Below are 16,774 nucleotides of genomic sequence, written 5' to 3'. Positions count from 1 at the left end.
AACAACAAAAAATACAAATGAGAACGTATAAATCAAAAAAGCTCAACGAGGATATCCTCGTTGAGCTTAATTAAACTATTTTTAATCCATAAACCTGTAACGGTTATTTAGGACTAGACAATAAAAGAAAGGTGATTAGAACTTTATAAGGTTCGCTTTCACCAATTCGCGGTTCATTCTGGCAATGTTCTCCAAGGTGATTCCCTTAGGACATTCAACTTCACAAGCACCGGTATTGGTACAGTTTCCAAAGCCTTCCAAATCCATTTGGGCTACCATATTCTTGACTCGGTCTACGGCTTCAACTTGTCCCTGGGGCAAAAGTGCAAATTGTGAAACTTTTGCTCCGACGAACAACATGGCGGAAGAGTTTTTACAACTAGCCACACATGCGCCACATCCGATACAGGCTGCGGCATCCATAGCCTCATCAGCAGCGTGTTTTGGAATAGGAATGGAATTGGCATCCTGGGTGTTTCCTGAAGTGTTCACTGAAATATAACCACCGGCCTGTTGAATACGCTCAAAGGCAGTTCTATCCACTACCAAATCCTTGATAACGGGAAATGCCTTGGCTCTCCATGGTTCAATGGTTATGGTGTCACCGTCCTTGAACATTCTCATGTGCAATTGACAGGTAGTGATACCCCTGTCAGGGCCGTGGGCTTCTCCATTTATATGTAAGGAGCACATGCCACAAATACCTTCACGGCAATCATGGTCAAATGCTACAGGTTCTTCGCCAGAATTTACAAGCTGTTCATTCAAAACATCCATCATTTCCAGGAAGGACATATGTTCTGAAATTTCAGACACCTTGTAATCGACCATCTTGCCTTTATCCTGTGGTCCTTTTTGTCTCCAAATTTTAAGCGTCAGATTCATACTATATGAGTATTAAGCAATACGTTTTGTGATAGAGGGGAAAAGTCGTTTAGAAACTTCCCACTAACAGCGTATTACTATTTATAACTACGTTGTTTTAATTCTATATCCTTAAATTCCAATTCCTCTTTGTGCAATACGGCGTCTGCGGGCTCCCCTTTGTATTCCCAAGCGGAAACAAAGGCATAATCCTTATCGTTACGTTTTGCTTCCCCTTCTTGTTCCCCATCCATTTCAACGGATTCTTCACGGAAATGACCACCACAGGATTCCTCTCGGATAAGGGCGTCTTTTGCGAACAATTCACCAAGTTCCAAGAAATCAGCCACACGACCTGCTTTTTCCAATTCCGGGTTCATTTCATTGGCTCCACCGGGAACCTTGACGTCTTTCCAGAATTCTTCACGTATCTGCTTGATTTCGGCCATAGCTTCTTTTAAGGCTTTGGCGTTACGGGACATTCCTACTTTATCCCACATTACTTTTCCTAGGCGTTTGTGGAAATGGTCGACAGTTTTAGTCCCATTGTTGTTCAAAAAGAAATCGATACGTTCCCGAACCTCTTTTTCGGTCTCATCGAATTCCTTGGTATCGGTTGGTATTGCCCCGGTCCTAATATCATCCGATAAATAATCACCAATGGTATAAGGAAGTACAAAGTAACCATCGGCTAAACCTTGCATTAAGGCAGAAGCTCCCAATCGGTTGGCACCGTGATCGGAGAAGTTGGCCTCACCGATACAATATAAACCGGGAACCGTGGTCATTAAGTTGTAATCGACCCAAACCCCACCCATAGTATAGTGGGTAGCAGGATAGATCATCATTGGGGTTTTATAGGGATTCTCATCTACGATCTTCTCGTACATTTGGAAAAGGTTACCGTATTTGGCCTCTATAACAGCTTCACCCAATTCAGTGATCTTTTCCTTGGAGGCATTGGTAATACCATGGATTTTGGCTTGCTCTTTGCCATAACGCTCAATAGAAGTGGCAAAATCTAAATAAACAGCCTCTCCTGTGGCATTTACCCCGTAACCGGCGTCACAACGTTCTTTGGCGGCCCTTGAGGCAACATCACGAGGTACAAGGTTGCCAAAGGCTGGGTAACGACGTTCTAAATAATAATCTCTATCCTCTTCAGCAATTTGTGTAGGTTTTAATTTACCTTGTTGAATTGCTTTAGCATCTTCCAATTTTGCTGGTACCCAAATTCTACCATCATTACGCAATGATTCTGACATCAAGGTTAATTTGGATTGGTAGTCCCCTGAACGAGGAATACATGTTGGGTGGATTTGTGTAAAACAAGGGTTGGCAAAGAAAGCACCCTTTTTATGTATTTTCCAAGCAGCGGTTGCGTTGGATCCCATAGCATTGGTTGAAAGGAAGTATACATTACCATAACCACCTGTGGCAATTACCACGGCATGTGCAGAATGACGTTCGAGTTCACCTGTAATCAAATTACGGGCAATAATACCACGTGCCTTGCCGTCGATCTTAACAACATCGAGCATTTCGTGTCGGTTGTACATCTCGATCTTACCTCGTGCAATTTGTCGGTTCATGGCTGAATAACAACCTAGCAATAATTGTTGACCGGTTTGTCCTTTGGCATAAAATGTCCTGGAAACCAAAACCCCTCCAAAAGAACGGTTATCCAACAAACCGCCATAATCACGTGCAAATGGCACCCCTTGGGCTACACATTGGTCAATAATATTGGCTGACACCTCGGCCAAACGATAAACATTCGCCTCACGGGAACGATAATCCCCTCCTTTTACGGTATCGTAGAACAGACGATAAACGGAATCGCCATCACCCATATAATTTTTAGCGGCATTAATACCACCTTGTGCTGCGATTGAATGGGCCCTACGGGGAGAATCTTGATAGGCAAATGCTTTAACATTGTATCCTAGCTCCGCTAAGGTTGCAGCGGCGGAACCTCCTGCCAATCCGGTACCAACAACAATAATGTCGATATGACGCTTGTTCGCAGGGTTTACAAGATTTATTTTGTCCTTATAGGTAGTCCACTTGTCCTTAATTGGGCCTTCAGGCACTTTTGAGTCTAATACAGACATAAGTAAATGGTATTAATGGTTAAAATGATGGAAAAGAGCAACAACGATAAATCCTAATGGAATTAGAATTGAATATGCCTTGCCAATATTTTGCATTACTTTTCTTCTTCCCATGGTTGCCCCAACAGATTGGAAAGCAGAGGTGAATCCGTGTAATAAATGCAGCGCCAACAAAATAAAGGCAACTACATAAGCGCCCACCCTGGCAGGGTTAACGAATTTATGTTGAAGTTCTTCGAAATAACGAAATCCTTCCCCATCCCCCAAAAGGCCAGACATATCACCTTGAACATACTTGGTGTTCAATTCCGGAATCCAGAAATCTATAAAATGCAATACGAGAAAAGCTAGGATAACCAAGCCGCTGTAAATCATGTTACGACTCATCCAAGTGGAATTGGCAGCCCCATTGTTCTTAAAGTATTTAATGTTTCTCGCGCCTTTGTTCTTTATCTCAAGAACAAACCCCATCACAAAATGGAAGACGACACCAATTATCAAAATAGGCTGTAATCCAAATTGAATTAATGGATTAGTACCCATGAAATGGGATAGTTGATTGAACAAATCCTCACTGAAAACGGATGTGATGTTTACCGCTAAATGAATGACTAAGAAAATAATAAGAAAAAAAGCAGAAAGCGCCATCGCATACTTTCTACCTATCGAAGAATTAAAGAACCCGCTCATTGGTTGTTGATTTTGGCTGCAAATTTACATTTCCGTGGAATTATGAACAAGTTTTGGAGGACATAAGTATGCTTATTTAGACTCATTTTAAGCACCAAAAAACTCTGTTTAAGGAATAATGCCTGAAACGCCCGATTTTAAGCACTTTCTTAAACAGCATAAAGTTTTGGATTTTGGATTTTTTAGGGATTAAATTTCTTTGTTGGCCTTATTTTGTGAAATATCTTGTGAAAGTGGCCTTATTTTTCGGGTTATTTTTTTAATTAGGCAGTTTCTTTTTTTTCAACGATCTTACCCGTGGTAAAAATAGTAGTATATGGATATTGGACTTCTATCAGTGAGTATGAATGTGTATTCAACAAAGCGCATTGCGGATGAGGCCGAAAATCGTGGGCACTATATTGAATTGATAGACCATACCAAATGTTCGGTAAAATTGGGTTCGGGTAAACCTAAGGTGTATTATCATAATGAGGATATCACGAATGCCTTTGACGCCATTATTCCTCGAATTGGGGCCAAGGTGACCAAACATGGGGTTGCCATTGTAAAACAACTTGAAATGAGCGGGGTGTTCAGCACGGCCCATTCCATAGGTATTACAAGGGCAAGAAATAAAGTGCGTACCCTTCAGATCTTATCGCGTAAGCACATACCTATCCCAGAAACCCTGTTTTCCATTAATCCCGATGATATTGAGGAGCAAATCGAACTTTTGGGTGGACCTCCGGTTATTATCAAACTTCAGGAAGGTACACAGGGGTTGGGGGTAATTTTGGCAGAAAGTAAAAAATCGGCAAAATCGATCATCGATACCTTTTATAAGATGGATACCAGTATCCTAATCCAAAAGTTTATCGAGGAATCGAATGGTGAGGATATCCGGATTTTTGTGGTGGGCCAAAAAATAGTGGCTAGCATGAAACGAAGTAGCCATGTAGAGGATTTTCGATCCAATGTACATCGCGGAGGTTCTACGGAAACGATAGTGCCTACCCCAAAAGAACAACATATGGCATTGGGGGCAACCAAGCATTTGGGTTTGGGCGTTGCAGGGGTTGATATCATTCGTTCCAGAAAAGGACCATTGCTTATCGAAGTCAATGCATCGCCTGGTTTGCAGGGTATCGAAGCGGCCACTGGAGTGAATATTGCCAAAGAAATAATCTTGTTTGTAGAAAAGAATGTTCCAAGAAAAAGATAATAGAAATATCGAGATCGGTGGTGAGACTGTTTTCCCGGGCGAAGATAAACTCGTGAAAATAAGTATAGATAGACTACCCACAGGAACGCTTATCGATATACCGGTATATGTGTTCAATGCGAAACATGCCGGTCCGACCTTGTTGATTCAGGCGGGTTTACATGGCGATGAGATCAACGGCATTGAGATCGTACGTCGAATGATCCAGGAGAAAAAGTTTAGAATTGATATCGGGGCCGTAATAGCAGTACCCATTTTAAATATTTTCGGTTTTATACACTTTTCCCGTGATGTGCCCGATGGTAAGGATGTTAACCGTAGCTTTCCTGGGACTAAGTCGGGTTCTATGGCGAGTCGTATGGCATATCATTATATTTCTGAGATCATGGATCAAATGGATTTTGCCATCGATTTACATACTGGGGGTGCCCAACGCCATAATTTTCCACAAATACGTTTTACCAAGAATGATGAAAACAGCAAGAAATTAGCGGAGATTTTTAATGCCCCATTTTCATTTTCTTCCCGATTGATCAAAGGGTCGTTTAGGAATGCAGCTTTTCAAATGGGTAAACCGACCATTGTATTTGAGGCTGGGGAAAGTATGCGGTTCGATGATTATTCCATTTTACAGGGGATACAGGGAATCCTGAATGTTTTAAAACATTTTAAGATGATTTCCAAAATTGACCCCATGTATGTTGAACGAACGGGAACGGTTATGTTGAGTGATCGTAAATGGCTTCGGGCCCCTACGGCGGGTATGTTCATACCAAAAATAACCAATGGTAGGGAAGTGCGAAAAGGTCAGGAAATGGGTGTTGTCACCGATACTTATGCCCAGCGAAATAAAAAAATAAGAGCACCTTTCGATGGTTTTGTGTTTAGTGTGAACCACCAAGCGGTAGTTAATCAGGGGGATGCCCTTTTTCATGTTGGAAGGCCGCTTTGATCAGAGGATTATTGGAAAAAAAGACACTTTCGTAATGTATTTGTTCCTGGAGCCCTTCCCATTAAACAGACCCACGGGTCTGTTCGTGTTTCCCGCCCACGGTATTGGCTCCGAATAAGTGACTCTAGACGGATATTCCTGGTCGCTTATCCTATGCAAACCTTTTATGGAATTGTATTGTACCGTGTACATCCGACCGATGGGTCGGTTTGGATTATTTTAAAGGTTTTGGGGCCTTTGAAGAAAAATATATACCATTCTTTTGTTTCGAGGGAAATATTTAATTTTTTGCCGTAAAATCGCGATTTTTTGATTGTTCTGCCGAAGGAAAATCATTTGGGATTGGCAGGGAAACCTTTCCTGTAGCCGCCCATTCGGCTCCTCGTAGCATGGTCGTGATAAAACCAACACATTGTACGGAATAATCGGCATGCCCTATGATGGTATGAAAAATACGACCCTTGCCATAATTAAGTACCATCAATGCCGGTTCGTGCCGTGCGGAACCCTTAAATTCCCCTGAGGCAAAAGTAGTGGCCAAGATTTCCATGTTTTCGGCCGGACCCCGTAATTGTTGGTACAGTTCATCCTTTGTGTGAAGCCATATCTTGGGCATACCTTTCGTAATTGGGTGTTCGGTATTCCTAATCTGGATGTGATATTCATGTTGGGGTCCGTGGGCACCCCCTTTTCCTGGGGACATATCCCTTATCAACTCGTCTTTTTTATTGTAATAAACATAAGGTCCATCTTTTTCGGTACGATCTCCCCATCCTCCAAGTCCGATCATGGCATTGTAGGCTTGCCAATTGGGAAAAGAGTTATCCGCAGCATGGAAAACCACCAAACCACCGCCATTATTAATATAGGCCTCAAAAGACTTTTGGGTTTCCTCAGGCCAAGGCGCGGCATTCCACCCGAAATTACAGATGACAACGTCGTATTTGTGAAAATCAGGTTTATAATCAGGGTCGGTTATGGGTTTTTCGACAATTTCGGAATCACCTGTACCTGAAATGGTATAATCCGTTAGGTATTCCTCCCCCTTCCATGTAAAAGCGGTACGTTCTACCTGCACATCGAACAATTCGGATTCTTCGAAATACCTTTTCAACATAAAGGTGGTTTTGGGCCATTGATCGTGGTTGTTTTGCCCATCGATGATCAGCGCCCTTATTTTTTGGGGCGAATTCGTTTTTTCCTGTGCAAAGGCAATCATCGTAAAACCAAAAGTGAATAAAAATAGTTTAAGGGTAGTGCGCATGGAATGGTTTTTATGGGTCACTAAATTTAGGGTTTCAAAGCGTCAACTACAAGGCATGGTGTATTATTTTCCTTGTCATTCAAAGGGTTGCCAAAAATCCTAAAGTTTCGCAGGTCTTAATTGATTTCCGGTTATGGGGACTATCCACCAATCGATGTGCCATTAAGAAGTGAAATCAAAAGGTGGGGTAACGGTTTTGTTACCGCTTTTTTTTATCTTCCAAAAAATTCAAAACATGTATAAACTGATTTTACCGATATTATTTGTGCTGTCTTCCTGCGGAACCCAGAAGAGCTATGAAGTCGGACAGATAAACACACCCAAAGGGGAAATTTTGGTCTGGCTTTACGATGAAACCCCAAATCACAAACAAAGTTTTTTGCAATTGGCAAAAGACGGGTATTGGGATTCACTTACCTTCAATAGGGTAATTCCCGATTTTGTGGCACAGGGTGGGTGCCCTGATACTCCAGCAGGGTTCAATGATCCTGAATATCTCCTAGAACCGGAGTTCAACGAAAAACTACTACACGATTATGGTGCACTCGGTGCAGGAAGGGACAACAACCCCGACAAACTTTCTGCCCGATGTCAGTTTTATATCGTTCAAAATAAGGAAGGGGTGCACCGATTGGATGGTGATTATACGGTGTTCGGAAAAGTCATCAAAGGTATGGACGTTGTCTATGCTATTGTGAATAGCCCAAGGGATTCCATAGACCAACCCTTAAAACCCATATCCTTGGATGTGAATATCATTAGGATGGGCGCTAAGGAGCTACAACCTTTTGCGGTTATCGAATAACAAGCATGGATTTTCACTTTAATTGGGACAAAATATTGGGTTAGGAATAGGCCAACCGGTAAAATCACGTACTAGGATTTTATTTTCTTGTTAAGGTGTATTTGATATTTGCTCTTTTTCAATTGGGAGTTCAATTGTTTTACATCAACCTTGATGAACTTTTTAAACTTTTCATTTACGTTTTCCAAACGCTTGTTGAAAATGGCATAGACCTCGCGTTGTTGGTCGGTCGGTTTAAAATCTACCCCATTGGAACCAATATCGCTTGCCAGGGCACTCAATCTTCCATATAGTTTCATTGGAGACCTAAAGGCATCTTCACGGGCACCGGTTAATTGTATGTCATACAGTGTACCTGCTATATTTTGGGCCATTTCCCGAAGCTCTGTCGCACGTTGAATATCGTTTTCACGTTTCAAGCTGGGAATGACCTCATTCAACTCGGCCCGTATCGTTTCAATATCGTTGATCATGGTAACGGCATAGTTCATGGCATCCCTTAATTCCAACGAAAAAGCCACTTGTTCCTGAATACTTTCCAAAGTACCCTCGGAAGAAGGGTCCTTAAGAACTTTTAATTCACGGACATATTCGTCCTTCCCAATAATGAGTTTTACTTTATAGGTGTCGGGCACTACCCGTGGTCCGAATTGCCCACGCCAAAGATCTAAATCCCATGTAACCAATGGGCGCCATCCTTCCCCATTGAGTTGTACCCAAGGTCTTCCGGGTGGGGTCGACTTCAATTTGGGCTTGTACGTGGGTTCGTAGCGTAAATTCCATACGGTCCTATGTATGCCTTTGTCATTTTCACCTTTTAACGTACGTATGATTTCATTGTTGGCATCCAATATTTGTATTTCCACCTTTTGATCTGTACTATCTTTTAAATAATAGTTGATATCGGCCCCATACGTAGGGTTTTGTCCGGCGTTGTTACTAGGGCCATCGGTTTTTATACTTTCCCGCTCTTGAAATCGATACGCTTGTCGTAAACTGAACAAATGGGCTTTTTTATCCTTGGCATCCAAATCGAATTCACGCAGGGGTGAAATATTATCAAGGATGTAATAGCCCCTACCGTAGGTGCCTACAACCAAATCATCAAAGCGTTCCTGAATTTCAAGCCAATATACCGGTGCAGGGGGAAGGTTATTGCGAAGTCGCATCCAATGTTCCCCATCGTCTTGACTGATATACAAACCATTATCGACCCCAGCGTAAAGCATACCTTCCCTTTTTGGGTCTTCTTTGATGACATGCACAAAACTATGTACGGATTTTGGAATGTTGCCACTTATCAACTTCCAATGTTGCCCATAATCCTCTGTTTTGTAGATATAAGGATTAAAATCACCCATTTGGTGTAAGTCAACACTAAGGTATACAGCCCCTTTTTTATACCGTGAGGTTTCTATATTGGATATGGTACCCCATTTTGGAAGGTTGGGGATGTTTTGGGTCATGTTGGTCCAATTTTCACCCCCGTTTCGTGTAAGCTGTACTTGACCGTCATTGGTTCCTACCCAGATAAGTCCGGCTTCCAATCCGGATTCCCCTATGGCATATAAGGTGGATCCGTCGAAGGTCATTAGATTATCTTTGGCGATGCCTCCCGAACTTTGTTGGTGCGATTTATCGTTTAGGGTAAGGTCTGGACTGATTACCTGCCAGCTTTGACCATTATCATCACTTTTGTGCACATATTGACTCCCTACATATACCCGATGTTTTACATGGGGTGAAAAGGCAAGGGGAAAATTCCAATGCCAACGGTATTTCATTTCTGAAGGGGCCCAACCATAACCTGATTCAGGCCATACTCGGACATCTTGTGAATGTCCTGTTTTGGCATTATACCTTTGGAGTCCACCATCATAACAACCCGACCAGACAATATCGTTTTCAAAGGGGTCCGGTTGGGCGAATCCACTTTCACATCCGCCCACCCCTTTCCATAGACCAATTGGTATATATCCTTGCAGGCTATTGCTGGGACCTTTATAGGAATATCCATCCTGTCGGTTTCCATAGACGTTATAAGGTATTTGGTCATCTACGGCCACATGGTACATTTGGGCGATGGGCAGTACAACCCTTTGAAAGGTTTTTCCGTGATTAAGGCTTATACTTGCACCTCCGTCATGGGCAACCAATATACGGTCCGCGTTAGTGGGGTCTATCCAAATATCATGGTTGTCACCACCTGCCTTATAGCCCCCTTTAAGGGTTTTACCACCATCTTTCGAAGTACTGAACTTTACATTCGCAAAATAGATTTCATTGGGGTCTTTGGTGGAAACTGCCATACGGGTATAGTAGGGTGCGCGCTCATTGATATCGTGGTTGCGCGTTTGCAGTGTCCATGTTTCACCAAAGTCATTCGATTTATAGAGGGATGGACTATCAATTTCAAAAAGAGCGTAGACTACATTGGGGTCTGAATGCGAAATCGCAACACCCGTTTTACCAACGGGATTATTCTTTCCTCCCGGTAATCCTTTCTCTGAGAGTGCTTGCCAAGTATCACCCCCGTCAAGGGATCGGTAGATGCCGCCACCGGGACCACCACTGTTCAGTCCCCAAGTGTTTATTAGGATAGACCACATGCCGACCAATAACCTATCTGGATTTTTAGGGTCCAAGGCAATGTCCGCAGCCCCGGTGTTTTCGTCAATAAAAAGTATGCGCTTCCAATTTTTGCCACCATCAACGGTCTTGTACACACCGCGCTCCTGCTGGGGTCCATAGGTATGTCCAAGGGCAGCGGCGTAAACGATGTCGGGATTGGTGGGGTGAACGACCACACGACCAATTCGGCCTGTTTTTTCAAGGCCCATATTCTTCCATGTCTTGCCTGAATCTTCAGACTTGTAGATACCATCACCCATGGCATGGGCAGGCCGTATTATAAAAGTTTCCCCTGTACCCACCCAAATGACATTGGGATTGGTAGGGGCTATAGCTAAGGAACCGACTGATGAAACATCCTGATCATCGAAAATCGATTTCCATGTTACCCCTCCATCCGAGGTTTTCCACAAACCTCCGGAAGCGGCACCGATATAATTGATCATAGTATTTCCGGGTACTCCGGCAATGGCAATGGTCCGGTTTCCTTCAGGGCCGATAAACCGGAATTTCAGGTTTTTGAATGTTTCGGATTCGGTCTGGGCATTGCAAATGAAAGTAAGCAAAAAAACAAGGAGAAGTATGTTGGGTCTTGGGTTCATAGGAAGTGCATAATTGAAAAGATCCCCCACAACTGAAAAAACCCCAACGAGGTTGAATATATAGGGACACCGAGATTTATTTATCCTTACTAAGATAATTAAATTTAGAAATTGACCCTTTCCATATCGGAATTATTAATTTTGTGGTCCAAATACATTCCACATGAAATACGAACAGATCAGCAGTGAACTTTTTATTAAGAATCGCAGGAAATTCATGGCCAAAATGGAGCCTTCGAGTATTGCAGTATTTAATTCCAACGATATCTATCCCGTAAGTGCGGATAGTACCTTGCCTTTTGAGCAACATCGCGATATTTTTTATTTAAGCGGAGCCGATCAGGAAGAGAGCATTTTATTGCTTTTTCCGGATGCCCATGACAAGAAACTTCGGGAGGTCCTTTTTGTACGTGAGACCAATGATCATATTGCAGTTTGGGAAGGTGAAAAACTGACCAAGGAAAAAGCAACGGAAATATCAGGAATTGAGACCATTTATTGGTTGGGTGAGTTTGACAAGGTCTTTTTTAATTTAATGACCGAGGCCGATACGATATATTTCAATACCAATGAACACTACAGACAGTCCGTGGAAACCCAAACCCGTGAAGATCGTTTTATCCGGGATTGCAAACAGAAGTTCCCAGGACATAAAGTGGCGAAAAGCAATCCAATCTTACAGGAAATAAGAGGGGTTAAGGAACCTGAGGAAATCGACCTGATGCAAACAGCCTGCAATATTACCGAAAAAGGATTTAGAAGATTATTGGGCTTTATAAAACCGGGTGTTTGGGAATATGAAATTGAAGCTGAACTTCTGCATGAGTTTATCCGTAACCGCTCTAAAGGTTTTGCCTATACCCCGATTATAGCTTCGGGCGCCAATGCCAATGTACTTCATTATATCGTGAACAATCAGCAGTGTAAGGATGGAGATATGTTGTTGATGGATGTTGCTGCCGAATATGCCAATTATTCCAGTGACCTCACGAGGACCATTCCGGTAAATGGAAGGTTTACCGATCGTCAGAAAGCAGTATACCAAGCCGTATTAAGAGTAAAAAACGAAGCGACGAATATGTTGGTGCCCGGTACCGATTGGGCTGAGTATCATAAGGAAGTTGGTAATATCATGACCTCGGAACTATTGGGCTTGGGCTTATTGGACAAGGCCGATGTGCAAAACGAGGATAAAAATTGGCCAGCCTATAAAAAGTATTTTATGCACGGTACCAGTCACCATATCGGATTGGACACCCATGATTATGGACCCTTAAAATCCCCTATGAAGGCCAATATGGTCTTTACCGTTGAACCGGGCATTTACATTCCGGAAGAGAATATGGGTATTCGAATTGAGGATGATGTGGTTATCCAAGAAAAAGGGGAACCTTTCAACCTTATGGCCAATATCCCTATCGAGATAGAGGAGATAGAGGAATTGATGAAGGCTTAGTTGTCATAAGTGTGTTACTTTATGCAATGTGATTGGGCAGTATGCTTGGACCAATATCCAATACGCAGATGCAAGTAAGGTGGTTACACCCATTTTTGATACTCCAGCGACCATAGGTAGGGGATTCCGATCAACGGGGTTAGACTGCTTTCTGTTATTTGAGCAATGAATAAAAGTATTCAATTTGTATTGCCTTTTTTGGTGTTTGTGTCCTGCGCCAAGGATGAGGTGCATTCGCTCGATACGTCGTATACAGATTCAAATACCATTGCTGCGGTTGACATTTCAAGTTATCCTGAAATATCGGAAACAAATTCCGTATTCTATAACCTTGAAGGGAAAGAGCGCAATTTTCTGGACATACTAAAGTCAAACGGAGTGAATACCATTCGCTTGCGTTTATGGGTAAAACCTTTTCTAAGGATGTCCCCATAGCCGAAACAGCCTATCCCTTTACGTTGGATTGGAATGATTGGACGGATATTATCGTAGGATCGAATGATCAATTGATACTACCGGATTATCCTGCGACAGCAACGGGTCAAAAAAGTTTTATGGAACAAATAAGGACTATGACAAATGAAGTGGAGCATGGAATAGGTTTTTGTTACTGGGGGGGCGAGCTTATTGCTTGGAAAGGAAATGAGTCCACAGCGGCTTCACCTTGGGAAAACCAGGCACTATTTGATTTTGATAACAAGGCCCTACCTGTAATGCACGTATTTCAAATGGATTAGATAGGGGTTGTTGTAGCGTTAAGGTATCGTGTATTGGAAAGCTATAACAGAATAGAAGGGTAACAATGAATATTTGGTCGGTACATACAAAGTCTAAGCTAAGGCCTGTGTATTGGACAAGGATTTTTGATTTAAGTTTGAACGAATTTTATTAGGACGTAGATTATGAAGAATGTTTTTAAACCAAAATTCTTTTCGGTTTTAAAATCTGGATTGGACAGAAAACAAATATCAAATGATATTTTATCAGGTATCGTCGTGGGTATCGTGGCTTTACCATTGGCCATTGCTTTTGCCGTCGCCTCTGGGGTGTCGCCGGAAAAAGGATTGATCACGGCAATAGTTGCTGGATTTTTAATTTCGTTACTGGGGGGCAGTCGGGTTCAGATTGGTGGGCCAACGGGGGCCTTTATTGTAATAGTCTATGGCATTGTTGAACAATACGGCATCGATGGTTTGGTCATTTCAACAATCCTTGCGGGCGTCATATTGATTCTTTTCGGTTTATTGAAACTTGGGGCTTTATTGAAATATTTTCCCCATCCATTGGTAGTTGGTTTCACAAGTGGTATCGCCTTGGTTATTTTTTCGACACAGGTCAAGGACGCTTTAGGGTTGCCTATAGACAAAGTGCCTTCCGAATTTCATGAGAAATGGCTGGTCTACTTTGCCAACCTTGATCAAATAAATTGGATAGCATTCTCATTGACCGCAATTACCATTTTAATTACCATTTTCTCAAAAAAGATTACAACAAAGCTGCCAGGTTCCTTTTTGGCTATCATCCTTATAACACCTTTGGTTCATATATTGAAACTCGATGTGTCTACCATTGAAACTTTTTTTGGGGCCATTCCCAATAATTTTCATATTACCATTCCTAATTTCCAATGGAATGAATTACAGAATTACATCGCACCTGCCATTACCATTGCCTTATTGGGAGGCATAGAGTCCTTGCTATCAGCCGTCGTTTCCGATGGTATGATCGGGGGCAAACATCGGTCTAACACAGAATTGATTGCACAAGGTATAGCTAATATCGTAACTCCGTTTTTTGGGGGTATTCCTGCAACCGGGGCCATTGCACGTACTGCAACGAATGTGAAGAATGGAGGTAGGACTCCGATATCAGGAATGGTACACGCAATCACTTTGTTGTTGATCATGCTATTTCTAGGACAATGGGCGAAACTGATCCCGATGTCTTGCTTGGCGGGTATTTTGATGGTTGTGGCTTATAATATGAGCGAATGGAGATCTTTCGCCTCTATTCTGAAAGGTTCCTATTTTGATACACTCATTTTATTAACCACCTTTTTCATTACCGTATTCTTCGATTTGACATTGGCCATAGAGGTAGGGGTTGTCCTGTCGGCCATTTTATTCATGAAGAGAATGGCGGATATCAGTGAAAAACGGATTGATGATTTTGTAGACAGCGATGTGATCGAGAACTATTCGGACCTTCCTATTGCTTTGAATATCTATGAAATTAGCGGGCCTTTGTTTTTTGCATCGGCAAGAAGATATTCGGAGGCGATTGAAGAGATTGGGTTAACGTGTAAGGTCCTTATTATTAGAATGCGCCATGTTTCATTTATTGACCAGACGGGATTGCATAACTTAAAGGATACCATAAAGATTTTGAGAAACAAGGACATTACGATTCTCTTATCCGGACTTAATCCGGAGGTGAAAGCGAAATTCAAAAAATACCAGTTGACCGATTTGATTAAGGAAGACTTGATTTTCGATAGTTTCAGTGGGGCAACAAAAAAAGCCCGGGAGATCTTGGAACGCCCACCATCCAATTATGAACAGAATCCGTAAACGCGTCTAATACATCCGTCCCCAAGTGGGGAGTTTAAATCATATTTCGGCCTATGGAAGGTTTTTAGTGCTTTATTACGCTGGAATTTGACCAATATTTACATGCTATAAATAGGATATAGGACAAAAGGGTAATATTGTTCAATAATGTGATTTGGTTGCTTCTGTTATTGTAATCGGACGGTTTCCATCCCATTGCGTTTTTATAAAGCATCCATTTGAATCTGACAGAGATTTAATCTTTCATAATAATCAATAAATAGACCGAATTGTTCATGGGCTCCGATACATATAATAAGCTTAAAATGAGGTGTTAACCTTGTGGTGAATGTTTTGAAATCAAAAAGAATCGTTAAATTGTTTTTTATAACTAAACGATTGCTTAGTTTTGTATCGTATTACAAATGCAATGGCAAGAAAGAAAGAATACATAGAGGAGGAGGTTATTGAAAAAGCCATGCATTTGTTTTGGCATAACGGATATGAAGGGACTTCTGTCAGAATGTTGGAGAAGGAAATGGGAATCAATCAATTCTCTATCTATTCCAGTTTTGGGAGTAAACATGGTGTTTTTCAAGAAAGCTTGAAGTGTTATAAACAAAAGGTAAGTGCGATTTTCAATAAACTGAAAACCGCTACCCGTGGTGTAGAAGACATCAAGGAATTCTTTTATGACTCCATTAGGGCATCACAAGAATTGGGAAATCAGAAAGGGTGCCTTGTGACAAATACATATAATGAGTTTGCCGAGAAAGAGGATGATGTGATCCGTAAGGAAATTGTGGATTTCATGGAGGGGCTAAAAGCGATTTTCATCGAAAAATTAAGGTTGGATTCCTCTAAAGATGAAGTAACCATACGCAAACAGGCCAATTATTTATTATTGGCCAAACACGGCCTTGCGGCAGCATCAAGGGTAAACAGTAAAGAAGAACTCGAGGATTATATAGAAATGACGTTTAGGAACATATAACATTTTTTTTACAACAAAACTAAGCGATAGCTTAGAAATAATTTAATAACAATTGAAATTTAAAATTATGACAACATTGAAAATCAACAACATTGAAACTGCTCCAGAAGGAAGCAAGGAATTATTAGGTCAATCCTTAAAAGCGAATGGAATGATTCCTGGTTTACACGGAGTATTAGCAGGGGCGCCAGGTATTTTGGAAGGCTATCAAACCCTACACAAATTGTTTACGGATTCTTCATTTGATAAGGAAGAACTGACTGTAGTCTGGCAAACCATAAATGTAGAACACGCCTGTCATTACTGTGTGCCTGCCCATACTGCAATTGCGAAAATGATGAAGGTAGATGACACCATTACGGAGTCTTTACGTAATGAGACACCTCTTGAGAATCCAAAATTAGAGGCCTTACGTACAATGACGCTAATAATCGTTCGTAATCGCGGACACGTTACGCCGGAAGAATTACAAGCATTTTATGCCGCTGGTTATGGAGAGAGACAAGTGTTGGAAATCATCTTGGGGTTGTCTCAAAAAATAATCAGTAATTACACCAATCACATTGCAAACACTCCTGTAGATAAGCCTTTTGAAAAATTTGCTTGGAAGAGATCAGTGAATGCCTAAATAAAATTCAACGCAGGCTTT

The 16,774-nt window shown here is 41.7% G+C and carries 14 protein-coding genes; 9 read left to right on the top strand and 5 right to left on the bottom strand.

Going from position 1 to position 16,774, the window contains the following annotated elements:
• Positions 1–135 precede the first annotated feature (135 nt).
• The 3 genes from HPE56_RS19940 to HPE56_RS19930 all read right to left on the bottom strand — a co-directional run bounded on the left by HPE56_RS19940 (position 136) and on the right by HPE56_RS19930 (position 3,668).
• Complete coding sequence (locus HPE56_RS19940) at positions 136–885, bottom strand: succinate dehydrogenase/fumarate reductase iron-sulfur subunit (protein ID WP_188245509.1); 750 nt, start codon at positions 883–885, stop codon at positions 136–138.
• A 77-nt stretch (positions 886–962) separates the two neighbouring features.
• Positions 963–2,978 carry a fumarate reductase/succinate dehydrogenase flavoprotein subunit gene (locus HPE56_RS19935; protein ID WP_188245508.1) on the bottom strand — a complete coding sequence of 672 codons (2,016 nt, stop codon included), beginning with the start codon at positions 2,976–2,978 and terminating at the stop codon, positions 963–965.
• Between the two features lie 12 nt (positions 2,979–2,990).
• Positions 2,991–3,668: a succinate dehydrogenase cytochrome b subunit gene (locus tag HPE56_RS19930; RefSeq protein ID WP_188245507.1), complete on the bottom strand. Its 678-nt coding sequence runs from the start codon at positions 3,666–3,668 to the stop codon at positions 2,991–2,993.
• A gap of 316 nt (positions 3,669–3,984) precedes the next feature.
• Between HPE56_RS19930 and HPE56_RS19925 the strand changes: the two genes are divergently transcribed.
• The gene (locus tag HPE56_RS19925) at positions 3,985–4,872 is read left to right on the top strand and encodes a RimK family alpha-L-glutamate ligase (RefSeq protein WP_188245506.1); all 888 of its coding nucleotides are present in this window, start codon (positions 3,985–3,987) and stop codon (positions 4,870–4,872) included.
• A complete protein-coding gene (locus HPE56_RS19920; protein WP_188245505.1) occupies positions 4,853–5,824 on the top strand; it encodes a succinylglutamate desuccinylase/aspartoacylase family protein in 972 nt (323 codons plus the stop codon). Before HPE56_RS19925 ends, HPE56_RS19920 begins: the two co-directional genes overlap by 20 nt.
• Positions 5,825–6,104: 280 nt before the next feature.
• Here HPE56_RS19920 and HPE56_RS19915 read toward each other — a convergent pair whose 3' ends face one another.
• The gene (locus tag HPE56_RS19915) at positions 6,105–7,088 is read right to left on the bottom strand and encodes a ThuA domain-containing protein (RefSeq protein ID WP_188245504.1); all 984 of its coding nucleotides are present in this window, start codon (positions 7,086–7,088) and stop codon (positions 6,105–6,107) included.
• A 235-nt stretch (positions 7,089–7,323) separates the two neighbouring features.
• On the opposite strand from HPE56_RS19915, the gene HPE56_RS19910 reads away from it, so the two are divergent.
• Positions 7,324–7,893 (top strand): peptidylprolyl isomerase, encoded by a 570-nt coding sequence (locus HPE56_RS19910; protein WP_188245503.1) that lies wholly within the window; start codon positions 7,324–7,326, stop codon positions 7,891–7,893.
• A gap of 71 nt (positions 7,894–7,964) precedes the next feature.
• On the opposite strand, the gene HPE56_RS19905 is transcribed toward HPE56_RS19910, so the two are convergent.
• Positions 7,965–11,126 carry a VPS10 domain-containing protein gene (locus HPE56_RS19905; RefSeq protein ID WP_188245502.1) on the bottom strand — a complete coding sequence of 1,054 codons (3,162 nt, stop codon included), beginning with the start codon at positions 11,124–11,126 and terminating at the stop codon, positions 7,965–7,967.
• Positions 11,127–11,289: 163 nt separating this feature from the next.
• On the opposite strand from HPE56_RS19905, the gene HPE56_RS19900 reads away from it, so the two are divergent.
• The 6 genes from HPE56_RS19900 (at position 11,290) to HPE56_RS19875 (ending at position 16,753) form a co-directional block, all read left to right on the top strand.
• Positions 11,290–12,582 carry an aminopeptidase P family protein gene (locus tag HPE56_RS19900; RefSeq protein WP_188245501.1) on the top strand — a complete coding sequence of 431 codons (1,293 nt, stop codon included), beginning with the start codon at positions 11,290–11,292 and terminating at the stop codon, positions 12,580–12,582.
• A gap of 165 nt (positions 12,583–12,747) precedes the next feature.
• Positions 12,748–13,017: a glycosyl hydrolase 53 family protein gene (locus HPE56_RS19895; RefSeq protein WP_188245500.1), complete on the top strand. Its 270-nt coding sequence runs from the start codon at positions 12,748–12,750 to the stop codon at positions 13,015–13,017.
• The gene (locus HPE56_RS19890; RefSeq protein ID WP_188245499.1) at positions 12,984–13,319 is read left to right on the top strand and encodes a glycosyl hydrolase 53 family protein; all 336 of its coding nucleotides are present in this window, start codon (positions 12,984–12,986) and stop codon (positions 13,317–13,319) included. The genes HPE56_RS19895 and HPE56_RS19890 overlap by 34 nt, the downstream gene beginning before the upstream one ends.
• Positions 13,320–13,484: 165 nt before the next feature.
• Positions 13,485–15,152, top strand: a complete 1,668-nt coding sequence (locus tag HPE56_RS19885) for a SulP family inorganic anion transporter (RefSeq protein WP_188245498.1) — start codon at positions 13,485–13,487, stop codon at positions 15,150–15,152.
• A gap of 409 nt (positions 15,153–15,561) precedes the next feature.
• Entirely contained in the window at positions 15,562–16,125 is a 564-nt protein-coding gene (locus HPE56_RS19880; RefSeq protein WP_188245497.1) for a TetR/AcrR family transcriptional regulator, read from the top strand.
• Between the two features lie 67 nt (positions 16,126–16,192).
• Positions 16,193–16,753 carry a carboxymuconolactone decarboxylase family protein gene (locus tag HPE56_RS19875; protein WP_188245496.1) on the top strand — a complete coding sequence of 187 codons (561 nt, stop codon included), beginning with the start codon at positions 16,193–16,195 and terminating at the stop codon, positions 16,751–16,753.
• The last annotated feature ends 21 nt before the right edge of the window (positions 16,754–16,774 follow it).

This window comes from Maribacter aquimaris, assembly GCF_014596745.1.
GTDB lineage: Bacteria > Bacteroidota > Bacteroidia > Flavobacteriales > Flavobacteriaceae > Maribacter_A > Maribacter_A aquimaris.
The sequence above is the reverse complement of the archived record's forward strand: the minus strand, read 5'-3'. Positions and strand labels throughout refer to the sequence as shown.